The 13921-nt window shown below is 58.5% G+C and carries 10 protein-coding genes and 1 pseudogene; 3 read left to right on the plus strand and 8 right to left on the minus strand.

The features are described 5' to 3' along the window. Positions 1 to 2: 2 nt before the first annotated feature. The 3 genes from HCA61_RS05310 (at position 3) to HCA61_RS05320 (ending at position 4074) form a co-directional block, all read left to right on the plus strand. Entirely contained in the window at positions 3 to 1832 is a 1830-nt protein-coding gene (locus tag HCA61_RS05310) for a DUF4012 domain-containing protein (protein ID WP_346777491.1), read from the plus strand. A gap of 89 nt (positions 1833 to 1921) precedes the next feature. Further along, positions 1922 to 3199, plus strand: a complete 1278-nt coding sequence (locus HCA61_RS05315) for an O-antigen ligase family protein (protein ID WP_169687126.1) — start codon at positions 1922 to 1924, stop codon at positions 3197 to 3199. After that, positions 3196 to 4074, plus strand: a complete 879-nt coding sequence (locus HCA61_RS05320) for a glycosyltransferase (protein ID WP_169687127.1) — start codon at positions 3196 to 3198, stop codon at positions 4072 to 4074. The genes HCA61_RS05315 and HCA61_RS05320 overlap by 4 nt, the downstream gene beginning before the upstream one ends. Positions 4075 to 4155: 81 nt before the next feature. Here the strand turns inward: HCA61_RS05320 and HCA61_RS05325 are convergent, their stop codons facing one another. From HCA61_RS05325 to HCA61_RS05365, 8 genes and pseudogenes are all read right to left on the minus strand, one after another. Beyond that, positions 4156 to 5601, minus strand: coding sequence for a lipopolysaccharide biosynthesis protein (locus HCA61_RS05325; RefSeq protein WP_346777492.1), 1446 nt, complete (start codon positions 5599 to 5601; stop codon positions 4156 to 4158). Positions 5602 to 5642: 41 nt separating this feature from the next. Further along, positions 5643 to 6740, minus strand: a complete 1098-nt coding sequence (locus tag HCA61_RS05330) for a polysaccharide pyruvyl transferase family protein (RefSeq protein ID WP_169687129.1) — start codon at positions 6738 to 6740, stop codon at positions 5643 to 5645. Between the two features lies 1 nt (position 6741). Continuing rightward, on the minus strand, positions 6742 to 7818 hold the full coding sequence (locus tag HCA61_RS05335) for a polysaccharide pyruvyl transferase family protein (protein ID WP_169687130.1): 1077 nt from the start codon (positions 7816 to 7818) through the stop codon (positions 6742 to 6744). Beyond that, entirely contained in the window at positions 7815 to 9116 is a 1302-nt protein-coding gene (locus HCA61_RS05340) for a glycosyltransferase family 1 protein (RefSeq protein ID WP_346777493.1), read from the minus strand. The genes HCA61_RS05335 and HCA61_RS05340 overlap by 4 nt, the downstream gene beginning before the upstream one ends. A gap of 101 nt (positions 9117 to 9217) precedes the next feature. After that, positions 9218 to 10227 (minus strand): annotated as a pseudogene (locus HCA61_RS05350) (zinc-dependent alcohol dehydrogenase family protein); the annotation flags it as partial. 35 nt (positions 10228 to 10262) lie between these two features. After that, positions 10263 to 11861, minus strand: coding sequence for an MFS transporter (locus tag HCA61_RS05355; protein ID WP_169687132.1), 1599 nt, complete (start codon positions 11859 to 11861; stop codon positions 10263 to 10265). Then, entirely contained in the window at positions 11818 to 13218 is a 1401-nt protein-coding gene (locus HCA61_RS05360) for a wax ester/triacylglycerol synthase domain-containing protein (RefSeq protein WP_169687133.1), read from the minus strand. Before HCA61_RS05360 ends, HCA61_RS05355 begins: the two co-directional genes overlap by 44 nt. Further along, positions 13211 to 13891 (minus strand): GNAT family protein, encoded by a 681-nt coding sequence (locus HCA61_RS05365; protein WP_346777494.1) that lies wholly within the window; start codon positions 13889 to 13891, stop codon positions 13211 to 13213. The genes HCA61_RS05360 and HCA61_RS05365 overlap by 8 nt, the downstream gene beginning before the upstream one ends. Between the last annotated feature and the right edge of the window lie 30 nt (positions 13892 to 13921).

Genomic DNA, 13921 nt, shown 5'->3' on the forward strand with positions numbered 1-13921 from the left:
GCGTGAACAATGTTACCGGTGAGTCAGATTCGTCAGGTCAGAGTCGCCGCAAGGTGCGGCGACGCCTGTCCGACGAAGAGATTGCAGCACGCCGCAAGAAGCGGCGTCGCGTGCAGATCGGCTGCGGTGTCGGCGTTCTCGCGGTGGTCGGATTCGTAGGCTGGCTCGGATACGAAGGACTCCAGGCGAAGTCGAGCCTCGAGAAGGCGCAGGATTTCGCGATGCAGGCCAAAGATGCGTTGCTGTCGGGTGATACAGAAACAGCAACGCGCGCGGCCGGCGACGCCGACCGTTACGCTCAGGACGCGCAGGGGTCGGTCGATTCGTTCCCGTGGCGCGTCGCCGGTGCCGCCCCATGGTTGGGCAGCCCGTTCGACACCACCCGGCAAATGACCACAATTGTGAGCGGTCTCACACACGATGTATTGCTTCCTGCGGTCGACGCGGGCAGTGCGGTGTCGCCGGATCAGTTGATTCTCGGCGGCGCGCGCATCAATCTCGCAGCCCTTCGCGACGCTGCTCCGGTGCTCGAGACCACTTCCGCGGCGGCCACCGACCTCGATGCGCAGGCCCAAGCAGTCGACAGCACCTATCTCGGCCTGATCGACGACGCGCGCCTCGACCTTCAAAGCCAAGTGTCCGAATTGTCTGGGCTGCTGAACAATACGTCGACCGCAGCGCAGATTGCACCCGCGATGCTGGGTGCGGATGGTCCGCGCAGCTACTTCATCGGGTTCCAAACCAATGCGGAGGCGCGTGGGACGGGTGGGTTGCTGGGCGGGTTCGCGGTGGCCAGGGCGAACGATGGCGCGGTAAGTATCGATGAAGTATCCAGACGAGATTTCAAGCCAGAGTACGACCCGATTGACCTCGGTCCCGACTTCCAGCAAGCGTATGGCCACAGCGGTGCCACAACACGCTCCGTCAACAGCAATGTGAGCTCACATTTCCCTTACGCGGGACAGATTTGGCAGTCGATGTGGCAACAAGAGACCGGAGAACGCGTCGACGGTGCGATCGCAACCGACCCAGTGGCCCTCAGCTACGTTCTTGACGTTGTCGGCGACGTCACACTGCCCGATGGTGAGAAGATCACGGCAGACAACGTGGTGGAATTGACCGAATCGACCGCATACTCACGTTTTGGTGACAATCAGGCTGCCCGCAAGGCATATCTTGAACTAGTGGCAAAGACCGTGGTTGAGAAGTTGACCGGCAGCATCTCCAATCCACAAGCGCTTCTCGAAGCACTCGGACGCGCAGCAAGCGAGGGGCGTCTCGCCGTATGGAGTTCTGTTCCTGGCGAGCAAGAGGTCCTTGCGGGCACTCCGCTCGGGCACATAGTCCCCGATGATTCCGCGCCCTATGCGGGTGTTGTCATCAATAACCTCGGAGGCAACAAGCTCGACTACTACTTGCAGAGAGAGATTCACTACGCCGCAGGAGCATGCGAATCAGATACACGCGCCTCGAGCGTGACAATTCGATTGACAAATAACCTTCCTGAAGGTACGTACACGGATTATGTCGCAGGCATGTTCGACAACCCGATTGGCGCTCCATTTGGGACGAATCTATCAGACATTGCACTAGTCGCTACTCAGGGCGCAAAGCTAAAAAGTGTAACAATCAACGGCACCTCTAACTTCGCCTACAATGGTAAGGAGCGCGGACATCCGATGTTCAACGTCCAGGTCCCTATTCCACAAGGCAAAACCGTCGAAATCGTCTACACGCTCACCGAACCAACGTCTCCAGGGACCGCCCGGGTCCCGGTGCAACCATTGATCGATGATCCCGTCGTCACCGTGGACGTGCCGCAATGCAGTTGAAGGTACATCTCAGTACGTCTCGATATGAAACCAGAGGTATCCACACCGATGGATGAAACACAGCCTTATCCGAATTCCAGAGAAAACCAATGACGGTCATTCCGAATCCCGCTCATGTCCAATTCAGTCACCAGGACCCGAAAGGAAAGCTTGGCGGCTACCTGTGGGTGATCGTAATCGCGATCGTGCCGATTCACCGCCTCATAGCTTCGACTTTCGGAAATAACTTCGAAATCCTGGTGTTGGCAGCCCTGGTGATATGCGTCGCACTTGGGCGCGTCGGACGTCCGGCCGCTGCGCCGATCTGGATTATCTGCGCGATATTAATTCCTCTCGCGTCACTATTCTCCGGAGCCTCATCCGATACGACAAGGAGCCTTGCGGTCGGAATACAGCTCGGCGCGCTGGTAGGGATGATGCCTTTTGTCCTTAGATACTACGCGAGCCGTGACGAAACTTTCATTGACCGGGCACTAATCGGATTCATATCCATACAGACGATCTCGTCCATCGTGGGGATTGCCCAGCTTTCCGGCGCTTCAGTTTTCGGACTCGAGGCGAACTCGGGGCGAGCTAACGGTCTCGCTGCCCACCCCAATGTCCTTGGCCTCATGGCATCACTCACTATTCTGATGTGTTACTACTATACGACCAAAGCGTCAGGCCGAAAGCGCGTCGCCTGCGTTTTAATTGCAGTAATCAACGCAGCAGCACTGATCGGTAGTGGAAGCCTCAGCACGATGACCGCACTCGCAGCAGGTGCAATCGTCATGCTCGTTGCAAGTCGCGCAACCATCAAGACCGCAATTGCCGTGTTTGCCGCTGTAATTTCTATTGTAATCGGGACAATCGCCCTTGGATACGAGCCATCGGATCTCCTCAACCCAGTCGAATCCAGAGTCAATACCGTTCTCGGTGTCACAAACGATGGGGTTGCTTCGCTCTCAATTAGACAGGCGACCTACGATTTTGCTCTTGAGTCGATCCGCCATGACCCGATTACCGGCGTCGGAATGGACTCCACGAACCAAGGCACCTTCAACGGGACAACGGTAGTGCACAACTACCTCCTCCGAGCCTGGTATCAGGGCGGAATACTCCTAATTCTCGCCATGGCAACGATCACCGCTGCACTGTGCAGATTAATCATCATATCCCTCAGGGAGGGAAGAAACGCACTACCTGCTGCGATGATTGCAGCGATCCTGATCTTTGGTATGACATCCGCATTCTACAATCAGCAACAGTACTGGGTACCTCTACTATTCGCGGTGGCGATATATGGCCTAATCGACACCCGAACAAGATCGAATCGATCGCACACGGCAAGCAGTGAATCTCCTACAGTCGAAAGCCGAGCTATATGAACTCCACATCGCCTACCCTCGATCTAACGATCGTGATTCCAGCCTTTCGAGCAGAACTCACTATCGCAAATGCCGTTCGATCGGCCCTCGAAGCCTCGGCACGAGCGGTACTCGTAGTCGACGACGGTTCCGATGACTCGACGGCCGAACGGGCAAGGCAAGCTGGCGCTACGTGCATCCAGCAATCAAACGCTGGTGCTGCAATTGCAAGATCTAATGGTGCCGCACACGCAAGCACTGAGTATCTGGCCTTCCTCGACGCTGACGACGAACTTATTCCGGACGCGGTCCGCAACTCGGTCCGCATCCTCACCGAATCCAAGAACTTGTCGGTCGCAGCCGGAACAGTCATAGGAATAGCCGATGGTGGAGTCGAACGACCGTTCCCCATTCGTTTTTCCCCAGTGACCACCGAGACACTGCTTATCAACGGCCACGGGCCCTGGCCGCCGTGCGCTGCGGTTATACGGCGCGACTCGTATGAGAAGTCCAAGCAGATCGACCCACTACCACTGCACCCACGATTCGCAGAGGACTACGAGCTCTTGATCCGCCTGTCACTTGTGGGTGACATCGACGTGCGTACCGAGGCATCGTGCCGCTATCGCCTGGCGGGCGGAAAATCTGTGCGATCCGCTATAAACGCGATTAGATCGAAGGAAGAGATTAGACAGCACTACGCTACCTACCTTGGAATCGACATAGATCTGATGACCGCCCGTCAGATCAGCATGGCCGCTGACGTCCGACAGGCGCGCGCCGAATGGGCATCCGGAAACAAGGTCCAGACAGCGAAGTATCTGATGCACTGGTTCCGCCGTGATCCATTGGCAGCAGCACGAAAGCTATCCACCAAACCATGGGCGAGGAATTAGGAAATACGCAAAAGTCTAGTGCGATAGTTCAATAGTCGCATTGCGCCGCCTGTTCCCTCTCCACAGCCTGCTCGTGGGTGCTCATACAGCACCTCGCGTTCGCACTTTACGCAAGACATAGATTGTGTGTGCCGCGACACCCTTTGCATAGTCAGAAATGCACCAGAGGAGTCCCAGGTACACACATATCGCGACCGCTCCCACTCCGATGCATGCGAGGTGGCCTGGCACAAGCCACGACGCAGCAAGTCCAATAGCTGCAATTGGTACCGAGAACGCGAAAATGCTCTTGACTCCAGCCCAGTAGAGGGCAGCCATGGGTGTATCTGTGACCCGGCCACACCACCAGAACGAAATCGTCCAATTAAGTGCGTACCCAACTGAATGACCAACCGCAACTCCCAAGGCGCCCCAGGGGATACCAGCGATCATGCACGCAACGATTAACGGTTGAGATACCAGATAGAACTTAAACTGTGAACCAGTGGCGCCTTTAGCCAAGAATACCCAGAATGTGACCTGGTTGAGAGCCCTGAACACTCCACCTACCGCAAGGCCCTGGAAAACCGGGATAATCGGAGCCCAGGGCTCTCCGAACACGAGGAGAACCACAGGTTCCGCAAGTCCGAAAAGCACTCCATAGAGGAGGCCGATTCCAATCCCACCGACGAGTTGTCCCGCTTCCAAATAGGACATGAATCGACCGCGCTGATCTGCGACTCGCGTCAGAATTGGAACCGTCACACGGGTAAGCGGTGCAGAAATCTGATTAATAGGCGCCATGAGCAACTGGTATGCGCGACTATATATGCCGAGGCTAGCAGGACCCCAAAAATAGCTGATAGCCAGATTATCAATATTGCGCGCAAGGTAGGCAACGCTTTGGGTTCCAAATAATCCGGCGCTGAACGACAGCAGGTTTCTAACCGAAGCACGCCTACTCGGCAATCCGGGAATCCACCCTGCAAGAGGGACCGCGAGAAGAAGACCAAACATGGAGGTTGCGAGTTGTTGGGCAACTAGCGCCCAATAATTGGCCTGCGAAAATGCAAATATGAAGCCTACAGCGGAGACCAGTCCGAGTATCGGTGGAAGCGTATCAACAACTGCGAGACCCTTGAAGTTCAACTTGCGGTTTATTTCAGCACGAAACTGTGTAGCGAGACCGTTAGCTATGAATAATGGTGCGGTCCACCTGACAATTTCCGATAGCTCCTCCTGCCCAAACACATCAGCCACAAATGGGCCACATGCGTATGCAATTACCGTGAGAACAACACCGATTGCAGTGTTGATCCAGAACAGGTTGGACTGCTGCCCTCTGGTCAGTTTTTCCGCGCGCGCAGCTGCCGTTGACAGCCCGAAGTCACGGACTAGCTCACCAAACGCGACTAAGGACAACACGACCGCTACGAGCCCGAACGCTTCCGGCGCCAAAAGCCTTGCAAGCACGACTGTTCCAAGAAGCATAGTAACCACGCGGATCAGCTGGCCGGCGATCGTGAATGATGCGCCGCGTGCTGCCACCGAGGCCAAGGACGACCTAGCGGTACTGTCACTTCTCTCGCTCAAGTGTTGGCTCCCGCTCCGAGGGTCAGCTCGTTGGCAATCTGATCAAGTCTGATTCGGGTGGCGCAGATCGATTCATCCAGTTGTGCACGGAGCGTGCGGATATCGTCGATATCCAATTCAACGCGCAGGCAGTGCTCGGAACCTTCATGCTGCCCGACCCATGACAGCCCAATTGCGTCGAAATGCCTGCTGATCTTCCCTCCGGACGACGAAACCCAACCCAGCGGCACCGCGCCTTCTGTCGCTGCGACGATCAGACCATGCAATCGGTCACCAACGGCGACCGCGCTGTCCGCATAGACCTTACGTAGACACTTTTCTTGCGTCTTATGGTCGTCGGCAGTGAACTCCACGACCGTACCGGAAAGGTCATTAGCGAGGCGGTCCGCAGTTTCGAGGTCACGGCTCACTTGGACCACGACAACCACGGTCAGCGCGAGGCGCGTGGCAAAATCCCTAAGCCAATTGATCCAGTCTGAGCTCGGATATGGCCTGTCGCCGCGAAGGACAACCGCCAGTGTTGATCTGAACTCGATCGGCTGCCAGTCATGAACCGACGAACCTAGTTCAAACGCCCAGTCAGGTACAACCTCGGCAGAACCAACAACATCTAGAGATTCCCGATCGCGGAATCCCGCATAAGAGCAGACGCGCCGCATGAGCCAGTAACAATGTGCGAGTGCGGTTCGCTCGCGTGGAATCGGAACACCCGCACCCACCCAGACACCTGCACCTCCCCGCACCCGGACAAACAACACAAGGAGGACGATCGACATCATGCGTGCCGCACCTCGGCGCGAAACAGGTACCTCGCCCGCGTTGACGGCGACGACGGTGCGTCCTCGCGCGCCTGCTGCCAACGCCTCCCGGTACCAGCGCAAATAGCTTGAAACGATGCGGTCAGCTTTGGTCAACCCCAAACCGCTGATGAAAGATGCACTCCCCGAGCCAATCCAGACTGTAAGGTCACCTATCTCGCGCAATCGCCCCAGGTAAGCTCGTCGCAAAAGCGAGTCGCCGATGTTGTCATCTTGACCAGTTGCCCAGACGAACACTCGATTCGGCTGACCAGCTTCTGTCGACTTCTTGATCACGTCAATCGCCTGCTGAAATCTGCGCATTTGCTGCATCAACAAGTGATCGGATCTCCCGAACGAGTTCCACGCGCCTAGAATTACCTCTTTCCATCGCCTGGGCCACACTAGCCCGATAACAATCGCGCACTCGCTTATCGGTCACAAAGTCTTCGACCTGGCGCACCACACGGTTGGGCTCAAACATGGAAACATTGTGCACGTAAGGCGTCAACCCGAGATCAGCAAACGCGCCGAAACCCTTGCGCTCATACGCAAGGTGAATCACGAAGTGCCCCGCGCGAAGCGCCATCAAAGCCGCGTGTAATCGAACTGCGATTACAACTCGTGGAGACGTCGATGCTGAGTCCAGCAATTCTGCCCGGGTCAGGATTCGTTCAGCTCCAATCGCTGCCATCACAGACCGATCGTCGTTTCCACGCGTTTCACTCTGAACGTAGCCGTCAAAACGTCCCAGCTGCGCGCAGAGGTCTGTGACAAGCGGTGGAACCGCGCCTCTTACCGGCCTCGCCGACACCACCGGAACCGGATGAGGTTCCAGAGTGCGATCGTTGATCTGGCCGCCCAGAATTGCGAGGTCGAGTGTTCGTTCGACCCCACAGTCCGACAGTTCGCCGAGACTCCGATCATCGCGAACCAACACGCGATCCAGTCGCCGAATAGCTGCTTTCAGCGGCGGCAACATCATCTGATTCACCGGCCCAATGCTTTGCGGAAGGTAGACTGTGGGCGTCGTAGACCTTGCGGCAGCCAGAAGCTGCGGACCATGTATGACGGCGGACTTGGCCGTCTCTTCAAGACGGCCAGCACGGAGGTACCCGCCGCCGACTCCTGCTACCAGGTCGAACTCCCCAAGGCTCCGAAGGAGCTTCAAGTACGATCGCTTGAAGCCGAATTTTCCGGGCGCAGCGTCGACGAGTGCGACATCAAGGTGGGAAAATGTCTCAGGATGAGAAGCAACTACAGTAAATTCGACCGACTGCCCGAGCGCCTCGCGCAGCAGTGCCAGAGACTCATCTACGAGAAGCCCATCACCCGCATTAGCTGCACTGTAGGCATGCAACAGGACTACTTTCACAGGTCCACCACCGATCGGTATACCCGAAGGTGTGATTCAACACTGTCGTCCCAAGAGAACTGCGACGCCCAAGCCCGACCCAACTTTCCAGCGTGATCGAGCCAGTCCGAATCAGTTAGCGCATCGTGGATACAGTCTGCTATGGCATCCGATCCAATTTCCTCGGTGATCCGTGAGGGCCCGGCGACCTCTCGAAGGGCCCCCTTGCTCGAGCTGATTACGGGGGCCCCAGCCGCCATGGCTTCCAGCACCGGAAATCCAAACCCTTCGTATTTACTGGGGAATACAAACGCAGCACATCTCTGCATGAGGCCAATTTTATCTTCTTCTGACACGAACCCGAGGTAGATAACCTTTTCGCTCGACACAATCTCGGTCATGGCATCGTCAGAATCCCAGGCGGGTTTTCCAGCGATCACCAGAGGGATGCGCAATCCGGAAAGCTTGGGCGTCTTCAATGCCCGAACAAGCTCGATCAGGTTCTTCCGCGGCTCAATATTACCCACGTACAGGATAAACTCGTTCGGCAGCTTCGACCCGACTTCAGCTGAGATTGAATGGCGAGCGTGAAATTTTGCGGAATCAATTCCGTGACGTATCACGGTAATGGCATGACGATCGACCCCAAAAACATCAGCGACGTCATCTGCGCTCGATTCAGACACAGTGACGACAGCGTTTGTGCAGGATATTGCCGCCTTCACGCGTGTGCGCCAAATGCGGTCCGCTCGCGGACTTCGAACACCGCTTACCCAATTGCTTGCGACACCATGGACCGTAACGACCGACGGCACTCTTGTCGGAATCAGTGGTCCCGTGTCTGCCACGTAGTGGAGGACCGTTCCAAGGCCTCGACGTTTCAGACCCGCGAATGTCTCACGCGCCAACGTAGATATCGGGTTATTCCCGTATCCGATCGGATCCACCACAACTCCGCGCGAGCGCAAGCCGGCGGCGATCGTACGGGCGTAGGTTGTGTTCCCCCCAACATGACGTTCGAGGATTCTCCCTGGCATCAAGACCTGCATGAGTTCTGCTTCCCTGCTGTTCGATAGAGACTGTCCAAAGCACGTCGTTGTACCTCGGGTGAATGAACTCTCGTGGAGCTGGAGGTCTGTTGATTCACCCGCCACCGATACTCTGAATCGCAAGCGAATCGGCGTATGGCGCTCGCCGCCTCGCTGGGCGTCGCACCAGCGCTGGGAAAGCCAAGACCCGTCATTGTGTCCACTGCCCTCGCCAGCACCGGTGTCCCAATCGCTGACGCCTCGAGTGGCGTGATCGGCGCGCCTTCCCATCGTGCCGGATGGAAGTACAGGTCAGGGTGCCGTAGTTGTTGACTTCCGAGGCTGTGAACTGCGGTTTCATGCGCTCAACACCAAGTCGACCGCGTGATGANCGCAGGAGGGCTTTGATGGCGCGGCGTTCGTCCATCGCCTTGTACCCGTCAGCGACTAGGTCGAACGGCAACTCGAGGTCGAAAACCTTGCCCGGTTCAATTCGGCCAGTAAGAACTCGATCGATGAGGTCAGGCAGAAAGCGGCGTACCGGGGCGGGTCCACCGCGCAGCCCGACATGTGAGAAGAACAGTTCCTCGCCTGAGATCGTAACGTCGTGCGGGATGCCAACGAACCCGACGTTGCCACCCGGCCGGGTGGACTGTAGGGCCTGCCGCATCGCCTCCTGCGTTCCGACGCATTCGAGTACGCAGTCGGCCCCGATGCCGCCGGTCAGTTCTATGGCAGCCGCGATGCCATCGCCGCCACGTTCAGTCACGATATCGGTGGCGCCGAACTCGATTGCCAACTGCTGCCGAGTGTCGTGGCGGCTCATCGCGATGATCCGCTCCGCGCCGAGTTCATGAGCTGCGAGCACCCCGGACAGACCGACCGCGCCGTCGCCCACCACTACCACTGTGGAGCCCGGTCTGACGTCAGCGGCTACCGCCGCGTACCAGCCGGTACCCATCACGTCCGACAGCGCCAGCAGGTCGGGGATTAGAGTGTCGTCGGGCAGGTCAGAGGTGGAGACCAGGGTGCCGTCCGCGAAAGGGATGCGAATGTAGTCGGCTTGGCAACCGTTTAGAAATTCACGGTGCACGCAAGCTGACTGATAGCCGCTACGGCAGTGCTGGCAGGTGTTGTCGGTCGCATAGAAGGAGCCGATGACGAACTCTCCCGGCGTGACCGAGCTGACGTCGCGCCCGACTTCCTCTACCACACCGACATATTCGTGACCGATCGGATGCGGTGAGACGACCGGATTGACCCCGCGATAATCCCAGAGGTCGGAACCACACACGCAGGTGGCGACAGTCCGGATGATCGCATCGGTCGAGGCGACGATGGTCGGGTCGGGCACGGTCTCCACCCGAATATCGCCAGGAGCGTGAATGATGGTCGCGCGCATGGCGGTTCCTCGATTCTTGTGAGACATGGTGGGGACTAATCGGTGGCAATCGGATCGCCGTCGGCCCCCGAACTGCTCGTCAGGAAGATCAGACTGGTCACTGATCCGAGAATGGCGATGACTCCGCACACCACCAATGCGTGCGACATGCCACGCAGATACGCGTGCAATGCGCTGCCGAGCAGGTGCTCACCGTCCAACCCCAACTCCGTCATCCGTTGCGCAACAACCGCCGCTCCCTCAAACGACCGCTGCGCCGTATCGGCCTCATCCTGCGGCAAGGCTTCGACCACAAGGTGACGTCGATATTGGGTGGACATCACGCTGCCCAGCACGGCGACGCCGAGCGCCGCGCCTATCTGCCGGAAGGCCATGACCAATCCGCTTCCCCGCCCGGCCTCGTCGTCGGATAGCTCCTTGAGCGCGACGTCCAGTCCGGGAATCAGGGACAAGCCAAGTCCCAACCCGACAACGGCAAGCCAAGCCGCTACGTACCAATACCGGTCAGTTACCGAGGTCATCGCCCCGATCGCGCAGCCCGCGGCAAGGATCGCCATCCCGGCGGCGATCACCTTCGCGTACCCGAGGCGGAGAGCGAGCCGTTCGGTCACCGCCGCCGCGCACAGGACACCGAATGCCAAGGGCCAGATACGAACACCGGTGCCGAAGGCATCGTTGCCCATGCCCGATTCCAAATACTGCGGCACGAGGAACAGGACGCCGTACATGACGGCGCTAGCGAGCGTTGTTACAACGATCGCCACCATGAACGAACGGCAACGCAGCAGTGCGACATCGATCATCGGACTTCTCGCCCGGTGCTGCCAGACGACGAAGGCGCCCAGCAGCACAACCCCGGCGACCAGGGCGACAATGACATTCGCAGCAGCCCAACCTTCGGTGGGCGCTTCGATGATCCCGTACGCCAGCGCGGACAAGCCGACCACGACCAGGGTAACTCCGAGGAAGTCGATCCGGGGCACCGATTCGTCGCGAGACTCCGGAAGGAACACCATCGATGCGACCACCGCGATGATCAGAACGGGCAGGTTCACCATGAACACCGAGCCCCACCAGAAGTGCCGCAATAGCCATCCGCCGAGGATGGGACCTAACGGTATTCCGGCTGCGAAGACCGCCGACCAGATTCCGATGGCTCGCGTTCGTTCCTCCCGGGCGAACAACGTCGGAATCAAGGACATGGTCGCGGGTAGGATCATCGCCGCACCGACACCCATGAGGGCACGGGCCGCGATAACCTCCGTCGACGTCTCCGACCAGGCGCCGACGAGCGAGGCCACGCCGAAAATCAGCAGGCCGGCCACCAGGGTTCGTGTGCGCCCGAAACGGTCACCAACCAGACCCGCCGGTAGGAGCATGGCCGCGAAGACCAGTAGGTATGCATCGATGATCCATTGCAATTGACTGGTCGAAGCGTCCAACTCGGTGGACAACGTGGTCAGCGCGACATTGAGGATGGTCGCATCGAAACCCACGACCAGAACACTCACCGACAGAGCCGCAAGCCCCAGCCACCGTCTCGGTGATTGGGAGATACTCTGCGCGCCGATCGCAGTCACTGTTCCGCGGTCATCGGCGGTCGGCCTGTCCCGCGCCCACGTCAGCAGTCGCATCCGCGAGATCGAAGAAGGCTCGCTGAATCGAACTGGCGTACTCTTCGATATCGATGATCGTCGGGTCTGCGAGGATTGTGAGCGAGACGTCATCGCCATAACTCGACATAGTATGTACGACCCCGACGCCGTCATATATAGGCGCGAAACCGAAGAGCCGGATACATTTGCATCCGTCCAGGGAAATGTTGTCGCGCGGGCCGGGCACATTCGTTGTCACGGTATGCCCACCGAGGACATGACCGACCCGGGCAGCTGCCCGGACATTGAGCCGATAGTTCCATTCCAGCGGCCCTGGAAGAAGGTCGTGTCCGTCGTCGCTTCCAAATTTAACAGTGGATTTCGCTTCCGCGGTCCAGTCCCGGATACTCGCTAAGCGGTCGAGTGGTCGGCTGGCGGGCTCACCGAGAGAGATAAAACGAATCGCGAACTGATTTGCACTCGACTGACCATCCAGCGGGTCGGCGGTGCAACCCTGGGCGATCGAGACCGGCATGCATGTTGTCAGCGCCCGGAGATCGGTGTGCTTATTCGTCCGTCCGGAACGGTACCTATCCATTCCCGCGCCGACGACCGCCAGGAAGACGTCATTGACGGTGGCGCCCGGGACAGCGCGACGCACAGCACGAATATCCTGATAGGGAAAGTGGCAAACCCTCACTGTTCTTTCGTGGGTGACCGTCGAATTCATCTCGGTACGTTCGACGGTTGTGCCGAATATTCCACCGCCCGCCAGAATCTTGAGAGACCCAGCGAGTCCGCTACCGAGCGTGCGCAACTCCTGAATCAAGGCGCGGAAATCCTCCCGTGCCCGTCGGTGCTCCGCATCCGAGCGCGGTGTGGGGGAGCCCACCAGCCCCCGCTCCGGCCGCGCACCGTCATGGAGTCGCTTCAGAATCTCGAGCCCGAACCCGCCGTCTACAGCAGCATGATGAACACGGAATACGACCGCGAATCCACCCGACGGAATTCCGTCGATATTGTCCAGGCCTGTGACTACGTCAAGCCGCCACAACGGCCCGGTCAACGGGATTTCCCGCGTGTGTAGCTCGGCCACATAGTCACACAATTCGGTCCAGCCGCCGGGATCCGGCACCCGGCCCCGTCCGACACCGACTGCGGGACTCCAATCGGTCACGTCCTTCCAATAGGCACGCCCGACACCGAAACGAGGAGTCACCGGCCTCCGCGTGAGAATCGGGATCTCACCGCTGAGGTCCGTCAATCTATCGACCAGCAACTCAACGACCTCGTCGATCGACTTGGACGGATGCGGCTCATACAACCCGACGTATGCGATCTGCCGCTGCGCCCCGCGCCTGTCGCGGTAAAGCATCAGGGAGTCGAGACTACTCATTCGGAGCATGATTCACCTTCCGGATTCGCTGCTGCAACGATGTGCGCAGTTCGGGCCATTCGCTCCGCAGGATGGAGTAGATGGCGGAGTCCCTGACTGCTCCGTCGAAAGCAGGCATGTGGCCGCGCAGGACCCCGTCGAAGGTAGCCCCGATACGCTCGATTGCTCTGCGGCTCCGCTCATTTCGATAGTCGGTCATGAGCGATACGCGATAAGCGTCCATGGGTCCGAAGGCGTAGTCCAGTAGCAGCAGTTTGGCTTCGGCATTCACGCCGGTCCGCTGCGCCTCAACGGATAGCCAGGTACCACCGATCTCTGCGACCGTCACCGATGGACGCACCGAAGTAGCCGGCCAGCGCTCAATACAGCGGAACCGCGTCGATCCCATCACCCTGCCGTCGCGGTTCAAGAGAACGAAGGGCAGTCCCGATCCCGCGTCACGCTCTTTCAACGCGCTGTCGACATAGGCGGTCATGCCGTCTAGATCCGTTGGTACGAGCGTGAATCGATACGACTCGTGTCCACCGGCGGTCGCTTCCCATAAGGGATGAATATGTTCCGATTCCATCGGAACCAGGCTCACCAGATCGCCGTGTAAAGGAAGATCCACGCCAACCGTCCTCTCAGTCATTTGATCGCCATTCTCTGTGGTGGTGCTTTCTCCGATCGACACGACAGAAGGGGACGTGTCGTTTTTCCCAGT

It is taken from the genome of Rhodococcus sp. HNM0563, assembly GCF_012726195.1.
In the GTDB taxonomy this organism is placed as follows: Bacteria; Actinomycetota; Actinomycetes; order Mycobacteriales; family Mycobacteriaceae; genus Rhodococcus.